At 63.7% G+C, this 16,807-nt stretch carries 17 protein-coding genes; 8 read left to right on the top strand and 9 right to left on the bottom strand.

Annotated features, from left to right (window positions below):
• Window positions 1-114: 114 nt before the first annotated feature.
• Window positions 115-555: a DciA family protein gene (locus WCE59_RS07460; RefSeq protein WP_343258113.1), complete on the bottom strand. Its 441-nt coding sequence runs from the start codon at window positions 553-555 to the stop codon at window positions 115-117.
• A gap of 8 nt (window positions 556-563) precedes the next feature.
• Between WCE59_RS07460 and WCE59_RS07455 the strand changes: the two genes are divergently transcribed.
• From WCE59_RS07455 to mutT, 3 genes are all read left to right on the top strand, one after another.
• Window positions 564-1,487 (top strand): peptidoglycan DD-metalloendopeptidase family protein, encoded by a 924-nt coding sequence (locus WCE59_RS07455; RefSeq protein ID WP_343258112.1) that lies wholly within the window; start codon window positions 564-566, stop codon window positions 1,485-1,487.
• Window positions 1,488-1,669: 182 nt separating this feature from the next.
• Window positions 1,670-4,414 (top strand): preprotein translocase subunit SecA, encoded by a 2,745-nt coding sequence (gene secA / locus WCE59_RS07450; RefSeq protein WP_343258111.1) that lies wholly within the window; start codon window positions 1,670-1,672, stop codon window positions 4,412-4,414.
• A gap of 235 nt (window positions 4,415-4,649) precedes the next feature.
• Window positions 4,650-5,816, top strand: coding sequence for an 8-oxo-dGTP diphosphatase MutT (gene mutT / locus WCE59_RS07445; RefSeq protein ID WP_343258110.1), 1,167 nt, complete (start codon window positions 4,650-4,652; stop codon window positions 5,814-5,816).
• A gap of 184 nt (window positions 5,817-6,000) precedes the next feature.
• Here the strand turns inward: mutT and WCE59_RS07440 are convergent, their stop codons facing one another.
• From WCE59_RS07440 to WCE59_RS07425, 4 genes are all read right to left on the bottom strand, one after another.
• Window positions 6,001-6,300, bottom strand: coding sequence for a HigA family addiction module antitoxin (locus tag WCE59_RS07440; protein WP_343258109.1), 300 nt, complete (start codon window positions 6,298-6,300; stop codon window positions 6,001-6,003).
• A gap of 12 nt (window positions 6,301-6,312) precedes the next feature.
• On the bottom strand, window positions 6,313-6,591 hold the full coding sequence (locus tag WCE59_RS07435; protein ID WP_449284128.1) for a type II toxin-antitoxin system RelE/ParE family toxin: 279 nt from the start codon (window positions 6,589-6,591) through the stop codon (window positions 6,313-6,315).
• 12 nt (window positions 6,592-6,603) lie between these two features.
• Window positions 6,604-7,236 carry a dephospho-CoA kinase gene (coaE, locus tag WCE59_RS07430; RefSeq protein ID WP_343258108.1) on the bottom strand — a complete coding sequence of 211 codons (633 nt, stop codon included), beginning with the start codon at window positions 7,234-7,236 and terminating at the stop codon, window positions 6,604-6,606.
• A gap of 149 nt (window positions 7,237-7,385) precedes the next feature.
• On the bottom strand, window positions 7,386-8,249 hold the full coding sequence (locus tag WCE59_RS07425; RefSeq protein WP_343258107.1) for a prepilin peptidase: 864 nt from the start codon (window positions 8,247-8,249) through the stop codon (window positions 7,386-7,388).
• 264 nt (window positions 8,250-8,513) lie between these two features.
• On the opposite strand from WCE59_RS07425, the gene WCE59_RS07420 reads away from it, so the two are divergent.
• Both WCE59_RS07420 and WCE59_RS07415 read left to right on the top strand, forming a co-directional pair.
• A complete protein-coding gene (locus WCE59_RS07420; RefSeq protein ID WP_343258106.1) occupies window positions 8,514-8,801 on the top strand; it encodes a helix-turn-helix domain-containing protein in 288 nt (95 codons plus the stop codon).
• Between the two features lie 7 nt (window positions 8,802-8,808).
• Window positions 8,809-10,059, top strand: a complete 1,251-nt coding sequence (locus WCE59_RS07415; protein WP_343258105.1) for a type II toxin-antitoxin system HipA family toxin — start codon at window positions 8,809-8,811, stop codon at window positions 10,057-10,059.
• Between the two features lie 57 nt (window positions 10,060-10,116).
• Here WCE59_RS07415 and WCE59_RS07410 read toward each other — a convergent pair whose 3' ends face one another.
• The 4 genes from WCE59_RS07410 to WCE59_RS07395 all read right to left on the bottom strand — a co-directional run bounded on the left by WCE59_RS07410 (window position 10,117) and on the right by WCE59_RS07395 (window position 14,899).
• Window positions 10,117-11,385, bottom strand: a complete 1,269-nt coding sequence (locus tag WCE59_RS07410; protein ID WP_343258104.1) for a type II secretion system F family protein — start codon at window positions 11,383-11,385, stop codon at window positions 10,117-10,119.
• Between the two features lie 135 nt (window positions 11,386-11,520).
• Window positions 11,521-13,239: a type IV-A pilus assembly ATPase PilB gene (gene pilB, locus WCE59_RS07405; protein ID WP_343258103.1), complete on the bottom strand. Its 1,719-nt coding sequence runs from the start codon at window positions 13,237-13,239 to the stop codon at window positions 11,521-11,523.
• A gap of 418 nt (window positions 13,240-13,657) precedes the next feature.
• Complete coding sequence (locus WCE59_RS07400) at window positions 13,658-14,098, bottom strand: pilin (protein ID WP_343258102.1); 441 nt, start codon at window positions 14,096-14,098, stop codon at window positions 13,658-13,660.
• Between the two features lie 327 nt (window positions 14,099-14,425).
• A complete protein-coding gene (locus WCE59_RS07395) occupies window positions 14,426-14,899 on the bottom strand; it encodes an RDD family protein (RefSeq protein WP_343258101.1) in 474 nt (157 codons plus the stop codon).
• Window positions 14,900-15,040: 141 nt separating this feature from the next.
• On the opposite strand from WCE59_RS07395, the gene WCE59_RS07390 reads away from it, so the two are divergent.
• The 3 genes from WCE59_RS07390 to xerD all read left to right on the top strand — a co-directional run bounded on the left by WCE59_RS07390 (window position 15,041) and on the right by xerD (window position 16,781).
• Window positions 15,041-15,283 (top strand): hypothetical protein, encoded by a 243-nt coding sequence (locus WCE59_RS07390; protein ID WP_343258100.1) that lies wholly within the window; start codon window positions 15,041-15,043, stop codon window positions 15,281-15,283.
• The gene (locus tag WCE59_RS07385) at window positions 15,283-15,597 is read left to right on the top strand and encodes a helix-turn-helix domain-containing protein (RefSeq protein ID WP_343258099.1); all 315 of its coding nucleotides are present in this window, start codon (window positions 15,283-15,285) and stop codon (window positions 15,595-15,597) included. The genes WCE59_RS07390 and WCE59_RS07385 overlap by 1 nt, the downstream gene beginning before the upstream one ends.
• A gap of 209 nt (window positions 15,598-15,806) precedes the next feature.
• Window positions 15,807-16,781: a site-specific tyrosine recombinase XerD gene (gene xerD / locus WCE59_RS07380; protein WP_343258098.1), complete on the top strand. Its 975-nt coding sequence runs from the start codon at window positions 15,807-15,809 to the stop codon at window positions 16,779-16,781.
• Window positions 16,782-16,807: the final 26 nt, after the last annotated feature.

Raw genomic sequence — 16,807 nt, 5'->3', positions numbered from 1 at the left:
AAAGTTAACGGAAAATTCCTGCCCCGTTAGCGCCGCGTTAACTTGCCGCCTTCTTCCGACCGTTAGCATGCCTCGTCGTCGTCCGATCCCTGAAAGGACCGGCCGGCGCCCGTTTCAGGAAGTGTCCTTACCGGTAGCGTCATCGGACAGCGTTGCTACAACCTCACGCAGAGCCTGCTCAGCGTAAGGAGAAAGGCGACGCATGGCAGCCCGCGGCTGGGGAGCCCTGGGTACAGGCCGCGTGGTCTTGACCACGAACTCCGTGACATCCAGCCCGATGGATCGGGCCGCCGCCAGGATCTCCGGGCCCGCCAGGCGCAACCTGGCATGCCAGATGGGCGACTCGACGAGATATACGAGCCTCTTGCCATCCACATTGCCCAGGCGCGCACGCGCGGCCAACGTTGGCGGCAGGAGGGAATGCAATCTGCGGTCCATCGTTTCGAGCCACATGGCCCGGCGAACCGGATCGCCGGCACCGTCCGCCAGCAGCGCATCAAGCGCAGCTTTGGCAGGGCGGGCAGGGCGTCTGGGATGGGATCGGAAACGAGACATTTGAAAGCATGACTTTACACAGCATTTGCAGTCAGGCGCGCCAGCGCATCAAAAACGGACTGTTGCACGGCTCACGGCGACTGCGCGTGATGGCCCTGCGCCGGCCCGGCGCGGCGGCCAGTTTGGTGGTGGCGGCAGGCATCATCTGCGGCGCCGCCATCAGCAGCGGCGAGACCTCGCGCCTGCAGGCCCAGCTGCAGCAGCAGGAAAAAGCCGTCGAAGACACCCGCCGCAAGGCCCAGCGCGAAGTCAACGCCATGGCCGCGCGCGTGGCCGAACTGCAGGCCCAGGCCAACCGCCTCAACGCCCTCGGCGAGCGCCTGACGCGCGCCGGCAAGCTGGTTGACGGTGAATTCGACTTCAACGAGCCGGTTGCCCTCGGCGGCGTCGGCCCGGTGGAAGACATGCCGGTCAGCGGCCTGATCCAGGACCTCACCCAGGTGGAAGGCCAGCTTCGCGCCTCGGGCTCGCAGCTGTCGGTGCTGGAAGCGCTGCTGTTCGATCGCCAGCTTGAACGCTCCGCCATCCCGTCGCGCTCGCCGGTGGCCAGCAGCTATGTCACCTCCGGCTATGGCCGCCGCGCCGACCCCTTCAGCGGCGGTCGTGCGTTCCATCGCGGCATTGATTTCCGCGCCCGCCATGGCGATCCGGTGATGGCCGTGGCCGACGGCGTGATCAGCTACGCCGGCTGGCGCAGCGGCTACGGCAACGTGGTGGAAGTGGACCACGGCAACGGTTACGTCACTCGCTACGCCCACAACACCAGCAACAGCGTGCGCGTTGGCGACCTGGTGCGCTCGGGCGAGGAAGTGGCCAAGGCCGGCTCCACCGGCCGTTCCACCGGCACCCACGTGCACTTCGAGGTCTGGGAAAACGGCCGCGTGCTCAACCCGCGCCAGTTCCTGGCCGAGGCCGCCGCCTCGGCCACGTAGGTCGGGGCTACGCCCCCCGTCGGCCACGTAGGGCCGACCTACCGTCCGCGGCGCTTGAAACGCGCCCGCGTCATCCCCACGGTACAATTCGAAGTTGCCGTGAAAAGGGCGCCTGGCGCCTTTTTTCATTTCCAGCGCCCGGGCTGCGGCCCGCAGCCCCTGCAAACGGATTCCAACCACCCATGCTCAATCGCCTGCTCACCAGCGTCTTCGGCAGCCGCAACGAACGCCAGCTCAAGCAGCTTCAGAAGCTTGTCGACAAGATCAACGCCCTTGAAGAGCAGATGAAGGCGCTTTCAGACGCCGAGCTGCAGGCCAAGACCCCGGAATTCCAGCAGCGCATCGCCAATGGCGAAACGCTCGACCAGATCCTGCCCGAAGCCTTTGCCGTGTGCCGCGAGGCCAGCGTGCGCGTGCTCGGCATGCGCCACTACGACGTGCAGCTGATCGGCGGCATGGTGCTGCACATGGGCCGGATCGCCGAGATGCGCACCGGTGAGGGCAAGACCCTGGTCGGCACCCTGCCCACGTACCTCAATGCCCTGGAAGGCAAGGGCGTACACGTAATCACGGTCAACGACTACCTGGCCCGCCGCGACGCCGCCTGGATGGGCCGGCTGTACACCTGGCTCGGCCTGACTGTGGGCGTGGTGTATCCGGGCATGGACCACGCCACCAAGTCCGATGCCTACAAGGCCGACATCACCTACGGCACCAACAACGAATTCGGCTTCGACTACCTGCGCGACAACATGGCGCTGTCCAAGGACGACCGCCACCAGCGCGGCCTGAACTACGCCATCATCGACGAGGTCGACTCGATCCTCATCGACGAAGCCCGCACGCCGCTGATCATCTCCGGCCCGGCCGAGGAATCGCCCGAGCTCTACATCAAGGTCAACCGCATCATCCCCTCCCTGGTGCCCCAGGAAGAGGAAGACGGCGAGGGCGACTACTGGGTCGATGAGAAGCAGAAGCAGATCCACCTGTCCGAGGCAGGCCAGGAAAACGCCGAGCGTCTGCTGCGCGAAGCCGGCATCCTGGATGAGGACGAGGGCCTGTACGACCCGCAGAACATCCACATCGTCCACCACCTCAACGCCGCCGTGCGCGCGCACGCCCTCTACCAGCGCGACGTGGACTACATCGTCCGCGACGGCGAAGTGATCATCGTTGACGAGTTCACCGGCCGTACCCTGAAGGGCCGGCGCTGGTCGGACGGCCTGCACCAGGCGGTGGAAGCGAAGGAAGGCGTGCCGGTCCAGCGTGACAACCAGACCCTGGCCAGCGTCACCTTCCAGAACCTGTTCCGCATGTACAACAAGCTCTCGGGCATGACCGGCACCGCCGACACCGAGGCGTCCGAGTTCCAGAGCATCTACGGGCTGGAAGTGGTGGTCATCCCCACCAACCGGCCGATGGTTCGCGTTGATCATCCCGATGCCGTGTTCCTCAACCGCGCCGGCAAGTTCCGCGCCGTGGCCCGCGACATCCAGGAATGCAACGCCAAGCAGCAGCCGGTGCTGGTGGGTACCACCTCCATCGAAGTCAGTGAGTTGCTGTCCGAAGAGCTCAGGAAAGCCGGCATCGCCCACGAAGTGCTCAACGCCAAGCAGCACGAGCGCGAAGCGCAGATCGTGGCCAACGCCGGCCAGCCCGGCGCGGTCACCATTGCCACCAACATGGCCGGTCGCGGTACCGATATCGTGCTCGGCGGCTCGCTGGAAGTGGAGCTGGCCGAACTCGGCGAGGAAGCCACTGAAGAACAGAAAGCCGAGCTGCGCGCCGACTGGGAACAGCGCCACCAGCAGGTCAAGGAAGCCGGCGGCCTGCACATCATCGGTACCGAGCGGCATGAATCGCGCCGTATCGACAACCAGCTGCGCGGCCGCTCCGGCCGCCAGGGTGACCCGGGCTCAAGCCGCTTCTACCTGTCGCTGGAAGACAGCCTGATGCGCATCTTCGCCGCCGACTGGGTGCAGAAGGTGATGGAGCGCATGGGTCTGAAGGAAGACGACATCATCGAAAGCCCGCTGGTGACCAAGCAGATCGCCAACGCGCAGCGCAAGGTGGAAGCGCACAACTTCGACATCCGCAAGAACCTGCTGGATTTTGACGACGTCAACAACGACCAGCGCAAGGTCATCTACGGCCAGCGCGACGAGCTGCTTGAAGCCGACAGCGTTGAGGACAACATCCTCGCCATCCGCCAGGACGCGGTGATGGCCCTGGTCACCCGCCACGTGCCGCCGCAGTCCATCGACGAGCAGTGGGACCTGCCGGGCCTGGAAGCCGCGCTGGCCGAGGAATTCAGCCTCACCCTGGACCTGCAGAGCATGGTGAAGAGCGAGCAGGAACTGGACGCCGAAGGCATCGCCGAGCACGTCTCCGAACAGGTGGACACGCTGTTTGCCACCAAGGAAACCGCCGTCGGCACCGAGACCATGCGCATGCTGGAAAAGCACATCATGCTCAACGTGCTCGATCAGAACTGGAAGGAGCACCTGGCGCGCATGGACTACCTGCGCCAGGGCATCCACCTGCGCGGCTACGCCCAGAAGCAGCCCAAGCAGGAATACAAGCGCGAGGCGTTCGAGCTGTTCTCCGACATGCTGGAGAAGGTCAAGCTGGAAGTGGTGACCCTGCTGGCGCGGGTGCGCATCCGCAGCGAGGAGGAGATCGCCGCGATGGAAGCCGAGGAGAAGCGCCAGATCGAAGCGCGCCTGCGCCAGGCCGAATTCCAGCACGCCGATTCCGGCGGCTACGGTGCCGACGAAGAAGCCGCGCAGCCTGATTACCAGCACGGCGAGCGTCCGCAGGCGCAGCAGCAGCCCGTGGTGCGCGACGGCGACAAAGTCGGCCGCAACGATCCGTGCCCCTGCGGCAGCGGCAAGAAGTACAAGCACTGCCACGGCCAGCTGACCTGACCGACGGTGGCGGGGGACCACTCCCGCCACCTCAAGTCCACCGCCCGCATGTCGGGATTACGCCTCCGCAACCACATGTCTGTCACCACCCCGTGCAGGAGCGCGCCATGCGCGCGAAGCCGCGTGACTTCTGGCCACGCGGCGTTGCTCCGGGCGGGACACGCTGACCGACGCTCCACCGCACACTTGAGTTCACGCGGTTTCGCGCGCATGGCGCGCTCCTACGGCGATGCCCATGACTGAGCAGCGCGTCGTCCACGTCGTCGCCGCCGCCATCACCGACCCGCGCGGCCGCGTCCTGCTGGCGCGCCGCACCATCGGCCGCGACCTCGCCGGCCTGTGGGAATTTCCCGGTGGCAAGGTCGAACCCGGCGAAACTCCCGAACAGGCCCTGATCCGCGAACTGCAGGAAGAGCTGGGCATCCATGTCCAGCCCGGCGCCCACATCATCACCGTGCCCCAGGCCTATCCCGCCAAGCGTCTGCGCCTTGACGTGCGCATGGTCACCGCATGGAAAGGCGTCCCACGCGGCCAAGAAGGCCAGGCCCTGGCCTGGGTTCCGCTGCACAAGCTCACCAGCTACGCCATGCCCCCCGCCGACATCCCCGTCGTCGCCGCGCTCACCGCCCCCGACCGCTACCTGGTGACCCCAGCCCCGGGCCGGATTGATGGTTCGCCGGTGTCCACCGGTGCGGGGCATGCTCCCGTAGGTCGGCCCTACGCGGCCGACGCGAGCGATACGTGGGCCGCGGTGGACGCCGGGTTGCATGATTCACGGGACGTCGGGGGCGTAGCCCCGACCTACGGGGATCAATGGCTGGCTGGGATCGAACGCGCCGTCGCTACCGGCATCCGCCGCCTGCACCTGCGCCTGCCGGATGCGGTGCCCGATGAGTCTGCGGCAGGACAGAAAACAGGGCAGGGCAGCCTTGGGCCCGCGCATTCGTCGCACGGTCTCACCGCCTCATGCCGCGAATCGCTCCTCCGACAAGCCGTCACCCTTGCCCACGCCGCTGGCGCCGAGGCCTTTATCAGCGGTGACATCGAACTCGCCCGGGCTACCGGTGCCGGCGTACACCTGCGCTCAGGTCAGCTGGCAGGACTGCAGCAGCGTCCGCTGCCTACCTCGCTCCCGGTCGCCGCCTCCTGTCACGACGAGGAAGAGCTACGCCACGCCCAGCGGCTGGGCTGTGACTTCGCCGTACTCGGCCCGGTCATGCCCACCCCCAGCCACCCCGGTGCCCCCGGCCTCGGCTGGACCCGCTTCGCCGCCCTGCGCGAAACCGTCTCCCTGCCCATCTACGCCATCGGCGGCCTCACCCCCGACGACATCCCCCAGGCCCGCCAACACGGCGCCCAAGGCATCGCCGCCATCCGCGCCCTCTGGCCGTCATCCCCGTAGGAGCGCGCCATGCGCGCGAAACCGCGTGAATTTGATTGTGCGGCGTGGCATCGGTGCCGGTGTCCTGTCCGTAGCCACGCGGCGTGGCCCGTAGTCACGCGGCTTCGCGCGCATGGCGCGCTCCTACAGGGCGGCAGCTTGCGGTCGAGGGCGGCAGCCGAATAAGCGCCCGAAAGTGCTTGCCTCAGGCCGCCCGCGGGCGCACGGTTCGTTCAATTTCCGACAGATTAGGCAAGGTCTTCAGATCATAAGCATTCTGCAGCGCCAGCCAGGAGCCGGCGTCGCCACCGAAGTGTCGCGCCAGGCGGGCAGCCGTATCGGCGGTGATTCCGCGGCGGCCGTTCACGATCTCGTGGATACGCGTCGCCGGAACGCCAAGTGAGATCGCCAGTGCGTTGGCGCTCAGGCCCAGCGGCTGCATGAATTCTTCGCGCAGGATTTCGCCGGGATGGATTGGACGCATGGCATTGGTCGGGCGGGACATGATGAACCTCATTCAGTGATAGTCGACAATCTCTACCTCGGCAGGACCACCGGTCGTCCAGACGAAGCACACGCGCCACTGATCATTGATGCGGATGCTGTGCTGACCAGAACGGTCTCCCCGCAGGGCTTCCAGCCGGTTGCCGGGCGGGCTGCGCAGGAAGTCGAGTGTCTGCGCAGAATCCAGCAGCTGCAGTTTGCGTTCTGCTGCCGCCCGAATAGCGCGAAACGGACGAGGGTTCGCACCTTCGAACAGCGCCCGGGTATGGCGACAGCGAAATGACTGGATCACGGGGAGATCGTATTACGGACGTCGTAATACGTCAAACGTATAGGCCGCCAGTTTTTGGTAGCGGTCGTGCAGGGCGGCGACGTGCTGCTCAAGCGCTTCCAGCGGGCCTTCGTTGACGATGATGTCGTCGGCAATCGCCAGCCGCTGCTCGCGCGTGGCTTGCACCTCGATCATCCGCTCGGCTAGCGCCTCATCAATCCCGTCGCGGGCCAGAAGCCGCTCCAGCTGCACTTCCCGAGGCACATCCACCACCAGGATCCGCTGCAGCCACGGATACGCATCGCGACCGGCCTCGGCCAGCAGTGGGATTGCCGCAATCGAATAGGGCCCGGGCGCCGCCTCGCACGTCTCGCGCACCAGCTGGCGCACCAGCGGATGCACAATCGCCTCCAGCTTCAGCCGCTGGGCATCATCGTTGAACACGCGTCGACGCATGGCCATCCGGTCCAATGCTCCGTCCGCCCCCAGCACCTCAAGGCCGAACGCCGCCACCACCGCAGCCAGCCCCTCACTGCCCACTGCCACAGCCTCGCGCGCCGCCACGTCGGCATCAGCCACCGTGATCCCCAGCGCCTCGAACCGCGCTGCCACCGCGCTCTTGCCGGAGGCCACTCCGCCGGTCAGGCCAATGATGTAATCACTCATGGTGTCTCTATACCCGCCAGAACCCCGTAGGTCGGCCCTACGCGGCCGACCCGAGGGATGCATGATGCACGGGGAGCGCGGTGATGCGTGATTCGCCGGTGATTCGCCGGGTGTCGGGGCGTAGCCCCGACCTACGGGAGCCTGCCCAATCACGCCAACCCCGCATACCGCATATACGCCCCGATCAACTGATCGCCCCACATGAACACAATCCAGCCCGCAATCGCCAGATAAGGCCCAAACGGAATGGGCGTCGCCCGATCCCGCCCCTTCGCGGCCAGCCATACCGAACCAATGATCGCCCCCGACAGCGCCGAGAGCAGCACGATCGGCAGAATCCCGGTCAGCCCGCACCAGGCGCCCAGCGCCGCCAGCAGCTTGAAATCGCCGTGCCCCATGCCTTCCTTGCCGGTGATCTGCTTGAACAGCCACCACACCGACCACAGGCTCAGATAGCCCACCATCGCCCCCAGCAGGGCCGGCTTGGCGGGCATATACAGACTGTCGGCCGCCGCTATCAATCCCAGCCACATCAAGGGCAGGGTGAGCTGATCGGGCAGCAGCTGGGTGCGCAGGTCGATCCCCGACAGCGCCACCAGGAACGAAGTGAACACGATCGCCCCGAACCCCTGCCAGCCGAAGCCGAAGTTCCACACGCAGGCCACGAACAGCAGCGAGGTGATCAGCTCCACCAGCGGATACTGCGCCGAGATCGGCGTGCGGCAGCTGCGGCACTTGCCGCGCAGCGCCAGCCAGCTCAGCACCGGAATGTTCTCGTACCAGCTCAGCTGGTGCCCGCAGCTGGGGCAGTGCGAGCGCTCCACCACGATCCCCGGCGGCGGCGGATCGTACATCTCCGGCTGCTCCAGCACCTCGCGCGCCTCGCGCTTCCACTCCCACTCCATGCGCTTGGGCAGGCGCAGGATCACCACGTTGAGGAAGCTGCCAATCAGCAGCCCCAGCCCGGCCGCCAGCGGGTAGCCGAGCGCCGGGTTTGTATCGAGGTACGCCATGGGTATCCGGTATCAGAGGAAAGGGGTCAGCCGGGCTGCGAGCGCATCACGTCCACGACGTTCCCCGATGCAATCCCGCCAGCCTTCACGACTGCCGCATGGTAGCCCGTCCAGCTACGGCGTAAAACAGCACTGCATCCCACAACCCACCTTCCTAGTAGGAGCGCGCCACGCGCGCGAAGCCGCGTGACCTCTGGCCTCCAAGAATGCCCTGAATTCAAGACATATTCATGCATACTAATAATAATGTACTACTATCGAGACATGAGCGATCCCTCGCCCCTCCCCATTCGTAACCTCGCTGACCTCGGGCAGGTCGTTCGTCGGCTCCGCCAGGAGCAGGGGCACCGCGCGGTGCAGGTCGCCCGCCAGTCCGGGCGTAGCCGCGACCTGCTGCATCGCCTGGAAACCGGCGGCGACGTCACTGTCAGCGCGCTGCTGGATATCCTTCAGGCCATGGATTGCACCCTGCGTATCGAGCGGGCAGGCCTGCCCACACTGGACGAAATGCGCCAGCGATTTGGCGCCGATGACGACGACCCAAAGGACTGACCCCGCCATGTCTGCCGCCGCCATCCCCGAACGTATCCGCCTGCTGGAAGTAGACGTTGCCGGCACCATGTCCGGCCAACTCCTGAAGCAGTCAGGCTTTGAGTACCGCTACCTGCAAGCCGGTCAGCAGCAGCCATCGGTCGGCCTGCTGATGGCTCCCGCCCAGCTCACCTGGCGCGATGGCGACCTGTTTCCGGTGATGGACCAGAACCTGCCCGAAGGTGACCTGTTCAACCGCTTGCGGCAGCAGTTCCCAAAGCAGCCCATGACCGCCATGCGGCTGCTGGCCATGATTGGCCACAACGGAATCGGCCGCCTGGGTTACCGCCTTCCAGACCACGAGACGTCCGCAGCGCCCCGCACCCTTGCGCGCGAGGAGCTGTTGGGCATGAACTACAGCCAGACCGTATTTGACGAGCTTGTTGCCGCCTACCTGTCTACCGGTATCGGCGTGGCAGGCATGCAACCCAAAATCATGGTGCCTGACCGGGTAAGCGTTCCCATTCCCACCCTGATCGTAAAGGCGGGAGGGGCCAGCTATCCGGGCCTGGCAGCCAACGAGTACCTGTGCATGACTGCCGCCGCCCGCGCCGGGATCCTGACCGCACGCGTGGACCTGGGCCACGATGGCCAGTTGCTGATCGTGGACCGTTTTGACATTGCAAAAGACGGCACCCGCCTGGGCTTCGAGGACGTGGCCTCGCTGATGGGTCTGCGCGTGCGCGACACCCTGTCCGAACGCAAGTACCACGGCAGCTATGAAAGCGTCGCCGGCCTGCTGGCCATGGTCACCCGCGACAAGAGCCAGCTGCGCTGCTTCTTTGAGCAGCTGGCGTTCTCCGTCATGGTAGGCAATGGCGATGCTCATCTGAAGAACTTTGGCGTGCTCTACGATGGTCTGGCCGACAACGTCCGCCTGGCGCCGATGTTCGATGTGGTCAGTACCCGCATCTACCGCTACCAGCGCTCGCCCGGCGGTCCCGAGCTGGAAGACAACACCCTGGCCCTGCGCCTGCGCTCGGGGAGCAAGCACCGCTCAAGGGGGTATCCCTCAGCGCAGGATCTGGCCCGCTTCGGCCGCGACGTGTGCGGCGTGCGCGATCCTGGCGAAGTATTCGCACGCATCGCCGACAGCCTGCAGGTCACGCTGGCAGCAGCCCGGATCGATGAGCGTATCCCGGAGGAACTCATTCAGCGCCTGTGGCCGGTTTGGGAAGCGGGCATCGCATTTGCAGACACCGGAACTGCCCGCCCATAAAGCAAAATGCCCCGGAGGTCCGGGGCATTTTGTGTGGCGCGCGCGGTTGCGGTTTGCCTAGACCACTGCGGCGAGCTTGAAGATCGGCAGGTACATGCCAATCACCATGCCGCCCACCACCACGCCGATGAAGATCATGATCAGCGGCTCGATCAGGCTGCTCAGCGCGTCGACCGCGTTGTTCACCTCTTCCTCGTAGAAGTCCGCCACCTTGTACAGCATGGTGTCCAGCGCGCCGGCCTCTTCGCCGATGGCGGTCATCTGCACCACCATGTGCGGAAACAGGTTCACCTGCTTCATGGCCATGTTCATCTGGTAACCCACGGCCACGTCTTCACGGATGCGGTGGGTGGCTTTCTCATACACGCTGTTGCCGGTGGCGCCGGCGACTGATTCCAACGCCTCCACCAGCGGCACGCCGGCCTGGAAAGTGGTGGCCAAGGTGCGGGCAAAGCGGGCGATAGCTGCGTTGTGCAACAACTGACCGATGACCGGGATCTTGAGCATGAAACGGTCCATGGAGTGCTGCAGGGCCGGAGAGCGTTTGTACGCAAAGATGAAGCCAAATATCGCAGCCACCACCACGCCAAGAATCATCCACCAGTAGCTGACCATGAATTTACTGGCTGCCACGATCATCTGTGTAAATGCCGGCAATTCGGCCCCGAAGCCTTGGAATACAGCTTCGAACTGGGGCACCACGAAGATCAGCAGGATTGCGCTGACAATGATTGCGACCGCGACCACCGTGATCGGGTAGAACAACGCCTTCTTGATCTTGCCCTTCAGGGTTTCGATGTTTTCTTTGTAAGTGGCAATGCTGTCCAGCACAGTCTCCAGCACACCCGCGGCCTCGCCCACCTTCACCAGGTTGCGGGTGAGCTCATCGAACTGGACCGGATACTTGGCCAGCGCCTCGTTGAAGGGACTGCCGCCCTCAATGTCAAGGCGAATAGCGTTCACCATCTCCGCCATTTTCGGGTTCTTGTGCCCGTTGCCGATGATCTCCAGCGACTGAACAATTGGCACGCCAGACTTGATCATGGTGGCAATCTGCCGCATGAAAACGGCGATTTCCTTGGGCGTGATGTTCCGGCCCTTGCTGCCAAACAGCGGCTTGGGCTTGGTCTTGACTACCGAGGGCTTGATGCCCTGTCGGCGAAGCTCGGCGCGCAGCAGATTGGCGTTCTTTGCCTGCTGCTCCCCCTTCATCTTGGTGCCGCGTTTGTCGGTGCCTTCCCAGACAAAAGTATCCAGGGTGACGCCTTCGCGCACGGGTCCGGTGGCACGCGTGGACTTTCTGGTGGCGGTACGGGTCATGGACATTGCTCTAACTCCCCTGGTCCGGCCTCCCCAGCCGGTTGATCCAGCATGGTAGCGGGTCGCCGGCCCTTGTGTAATCCGCCAGTGTGACGTCCAGCCGGGTTTGGGCCGAGTCTCTGTCCCAATGCGAACAATCCGTCAGTCGGTGGTGACCCGGTCGATCTCCGCCAGGCTGGTGACCCCTTGTTTCACCTTGAGCAGCCCGGATTGGCGCAAATCCCGAACCCCGGCTTGCTGCGCGGCCTCGGCAATCTGCATCGCATTGCCGCCCTGTAGCACAATTTCCTGGATTTCTTCGCTCATCGGCATCACCTGATAGATACCGGAGCGGCCCTTGTAGCCGCCGGTGCACTCGTCACAGCCCACCGCGTCGTAGATTTTCAGGCCTTCGTGGATCTCATCGCTGGTAAAGCCTTCGGCCAGCAGGGCGGCTTCGGGCAACTCCAGGGGTTTCTTGCATCGGTTGCACAGCCGCCGTGCCAAGCGCTGGGCGATGACCAGGGTCACGGAACTGGTGATGTTGTACGGCGCCACGCCCATGTTCATCATGCGGGCGATGGTCTGCGGGGCGTCGTTGGTGTGCAGGGTGCTGAGCACCATGTGCCCGGTCTGTGCGGCCTTGATCGCAATTTCCGCGGTTTCCAGATCGCGGATCTCACCCACCATGATCACGTCCGGATCCTGGCGCAGGAAGCTGCGCAGCGCAGCGGCAAAGGTCATGCCGCGCTTCACGTTCATCTGCACCTGGTTGATCCCCGGCACCCGGATCTCCACCGGATCTTCCACCGTGGAGATGTTGCGTTCCTCGTTGTTGAGGATGTTCAGGGCCGTATACAGGCTCACCGTCTTACCCGAGCCGGTGGGGCCGGTGGCCAGCACCATGCCGTAGGGCTTCTGGATCGCTTCCAGGAACAGCTGCATCTGGTCTTCTTCATAGCCCAGCTTCTCGATGCCCAGCTTGGCGGCGCTACCGTCCAGGATTCGCAGCACCACCTTTTCACCAAACAGCGTGGGCAGGGTGCTGACGCGGAAGTCGATCTGTTTGGTCTTGCTGAGGTTGAGCTTGATGCGGCCGTCCTGCGGAACCCGCTTTTCGGCGATGTCGAGCTGCGCCATGACCTTCAAGCGGGCAGTGATGCGCTGGTTCAGCTTAACCGGCATCTTCGCCGCCTGCTTCAGGATACCGTCAATGCGCAGCCGTACCCGGTAGTCTGTTTCGTAGGGCTCGAAGTGGATGTCGGAGGCGCCTTTTTTTATCGCATCGACCAGTACCTTGTTGACAAACTTGACGATAGGGGTGTCATCGCCCTTGACATCGCTGCCCGAGTCACTGGCTTCGCCTCCACCCACATCAAGATTTTCGAGACCCTCGGCATCCTCCAGCGCGTCGCCAAAGCTGTCCGTGGCCTCCAGCCACAGCTCAAGAGTGCGCTTGAGAGCATCCTCTGCTACTAGGATTGGCTCAATCGTCAAGTTCGCATTGAACTTCACCTCATCCAAAGCGCGGGTGTCGGTAGGGTCTGCCGTGCCCACGAACAGCTTCCCGCTGCGTTTGAATAGAGGCAATAAAAGGTGTTTGCGCAGCAGTTCTTCGCTGACCAGCTTGATTGCGGTTTGTTCAACATCCATTGTGGTCGGATCGAATACCGGTATACCGAATTCGATCGAGTTCGCCGCAGCTAGCTGAGCTGCTGATACAAGGCTCTTTTGGCGTAACCAGATTGCTACTGGCTTTCGTTCTGCGGTGGCTTTGTCAAGAGCTTCTCGGGCCTCGTTTTCGTCCAGCGCGCCATCTATTACTAAGCGTCGAGCAATCCCAGTAATGCCGACTAGGTTGGGCGAAGGGGCGACAATCATGGCAGTTCTCGTTATTAGGTGGTGAAAAATACTGTGGGCTTTAATTTAAGGGAGGGGCAGCCCCTTGGGCGAGAATGGCGCAGGTTTGAGGTATGGCGAACTAACCTTGGAATTCGTGTTTGCTTGTGCTGAGCGTAAGGTCACTCTGGCTCTCTAGCCGGCATTCTATGTAGGGTGGAAGAGTTCGCGTTTCGATTGGTTTGAAGTTTTTGCGCGAAAATGAGGCTGCTCTGCTGGCAGTTGCACTCACTGAGGTGGTGTTGGAGGTGAGCTTCTTGCGATAGCAATGGTTGTTGAGTGACTAATAATAAAAGGATAGATGAATATGTTTTTTGCTAAAAAAGAGCCCCGCCAGGGCGGGGCTCTTTGTTGCGATACTTTACGTATAAACCGTTAAGCGCTTGGCTTGTTTTAAACCTTACGGAGTCGTCGTAGCTACGCCGCTGCAATTGTTGGGCTTGTGCTTGTTTTCCGGGATGGTGCTGTCGCAGACCCACTGTCCGGTGTCGTTGCGGGTCAGCTCCACATCATAGGTGTTGACGTTCGGGTTGCCCTTAACCGTGCAGGTGATCGTCTGACCGTCTTCGTCTTCCCAGTTTCCACCGACTGAGATCTCGCAGCGTTCGGTTTCATCCAGAAGTCCGATGTCTTCAGCGGTAACCGCGCCAGTCTGGGTGCCTGCCTGAATTCCTTCTTCAAATGCAGTTACACCGCCACGAATATCAGCGAGGCCAGCCGTGGCCTGTGATTTTGCCACATAGTTCTGATACGCCGGCAGCGCGATGGCGGCCAGGATGGCAATGATCGCCACAACGATCATCAGTTCGATCAGGGTAAAGCCCTGTTGCATCTTCTTCATGGTGTATCCCCTAGGAGTGATTGAAAGTCACGTGCCGCATGGCCGGCTGGCGCCGGGTCCGTTGGGCAGCCGTGCGACACCGCACGTGCAGTGATGGGTACGCAGGATGCGTGCCAATGTGGACATTGTGGGGGCCGTCAAGTGGTTTGATCGGGGTGGATCACAGTTGTGGGGGTGTGCTGCGGGGTGGTAGTGACGGGTTGCGTCACTTTTGGGCGTGAACTGACAAAGTTTTGATCTGGGGTTTACCCTTGGTTGCGCGGACTGTGATGGGGGTCGCGTTTGGGGCGGGTTCGCGAGCGTTGGTGTCGGGGGCGTAGCCCCGACCTAAGGGCGTTTTGGTTCCCGGACTACGCGGGTGTTGCTGGCGCGGTCGTGCCAGGTCAGGCGGTCGCGGTCGAACCAGGCCCAGAAGAATCCAATGCCCCCGAGCAGCAGCGATGCGGTGCTCACCAGGTAGCGTCGCCACAGGTCTCCCCAGCCGGGCGTGGCGCCATCCGCGGTCACCAGCCGGATCCGCCACGGGCGCATGCCCAGGGTCTGGCCGCCGCGGCGCCAGCTCCAGGTGGCGTAGATGCCGGCGACGGCCCAGCAGGTGATCCACAGCAGCCATTGCATCAGGCTGAAGGGCGCGATGTTGTGGCGCACGTCGTCGTGGATGGCCACATCCACCAGCATGAACGGCACGGCGGTGAGGAACCACAGCGCCATCACTGGCCACAGGTCGTAGAACAGGGCAAGCAGGCGCCAGGGAATGTGGGCGCGTGGCGGGGTGGGGGCGGTGGTGGGGGTGTCTTCCATGGGGCAAGGATACAAGCGGACAGTCGTTTACCAGGCAGAGCTTCGGGCTTCCCACCGAATGCTGCGGGGTTCCCCGACTGATTCTGACCTTCAAATGCTGCAGGATCTGGTGAGATCTTCCATACGCAGATAACGTACACTATGAAAGCCGTGTTTTTGGAGTTGCCGGCGTTCGAGCGCTACCGGTCTCAATACTTTGATGACGATGGGCGTCGGCAAAAAGGAAAGCGTGGTGGTATCCGGGTGATCTACTTCTGGTGGCCCAGCGGCGCGCAGTTTTGGTTGTTTACCCTGTATGGAAAAGATGTTCTCGACGATCTGAATGATGCACAGCGGAAGGTGCTCAGGCAGTTGTTGAAGAACGAACTGGATGCGAGGTTGTGATGAAGCGCGACGTATTTGCCGAATTGCTGGAAGGTTTTGATGCGCTTGAGCAGGAGCGCGCGGGTAAAGTCACCTTGCGCTCCCACAAGGTGCAGCTGCAGGAGCTTGAGGTCCTGTCAGCCGACGAGCTGGTCAGGATCCGTGAGCATTTGAAGATGTCTCGACCGGTTTTTGCCATGTATCTGCGAACCAACCCCCGAACCTTGGAGAATTGGGAGCAGGGCCGGGCCAAGCCCAATGCGCAGGCCACAACCCTCATCCGCCTGGTCCAGAAGTATCCCGAGACCGTGGAGCATTTGGCGAACCTGGTCTGAGGTGGCGGTGCCCCAAGCTTATTTGTCTATGTCGGCCTGCGCGTCGACTTTGCGATCAGGCCGCTTTCTGCGCCAGTGGCTGGATGCGTTCTAGCTCTTCTTGCAGCATGTCCCGGGCGATTTCTGTGTCGTGCCGGGCCTGTCCACGCAGCCAGTAGCCAAACGTCAAGCGTGATTGTCGTGGCGATTGGGTGCGGTATCGTTTTCGCATGACCAGCCGTACCCCCGCCGACCGCCGCCAGAAGGCGATGCAGTTGCCGCCCCTCGCGGATGCGGACGCGCGCGCGATCGATACCTTTCTTGATGCGGTGTGGGCCGAGCGCGGGCTGTCGAAGCAGACGCTGGAAAGCTACCGCCGCGATCTGGTCACGCTGGCGCGCTGGAATGACGGGCGCGGCGGGGGGTTGGTGGGGGCGGGCCGGGAAATGCTGCACGGCTATCTGGCCTGGCGCACGCGGGAGGGCTACTCGGCGCGCAGCAATGCGCGGCTGCTGTCGGTGCTGCGGGCGTTTTACGGGTATCTGCTGCAGCGCGGGGCGCGCAAGGATGACCCCACTGCGCTGATCGAGGCGCCCAAGCTCGGCCGGCTGCTGCCCAAGGCGCTGACGGAAAGCCAGGTGGATGCGCTGCTGGCGGCGCCGGAGTTGGATTCGCCCGCTGGCCTGCGCGACAAAGCCATGTTGGAGCTGATGTACGCCTGCGGCCTGCGGGTGAGCGAGCTGGTTGAGCTGCCGGCCAACGGGGTGAACCTGCGCCAGGGCGTGCTGCGGGTGGCGGGCAAGGGCGGCAAGGAGCGGCTGGTGCCGATGGGGGAAGAGGCGCAGCACTGGCTGGAGCGATATCTGGATGAGGCGCGTCCGCTGCTGGCTGGTGGGCGGCTGTCGGTTGCCGGTGCGGGGGCTGGGACGCCGCTGTTCGTCGGGCCGCGGCAGGGGCCGCTGACGCGACAGGCATTCTGGCTGGCGGTGAAGAGGTATGCGGCGGTAGCGGGGATTGATCCGCAGGGGGTGAGTCCGCACGGGCTGCGGCACAGCTTCGCCACCCATCTGCTCAACCACGGCGCGGACCTGCGCGCGCTGCAGATGCTGCTGGGCCACAGCTCGCTTTCCACCACGCAGATCTACACGTTGGTGGCGCGGGAAAAGCTGAAGCAGCTGCACGCTGCACACCACCCGCGTGCGTAGGTCGGCCCTACGCGGCCGACGCGAGG

It is taken from the genome of Luteimonas qiangzhengi (genome assembly GCF_039548515.1).
GTDB lineage: Bacteria > Pseudomonadota > Gammaproteobacteria > Xanthomonadales > Xanthomonadaceae > Luteimonas.
This window is presented reverse-complemented; position numbering and strand designations above follow the sequence as displayed.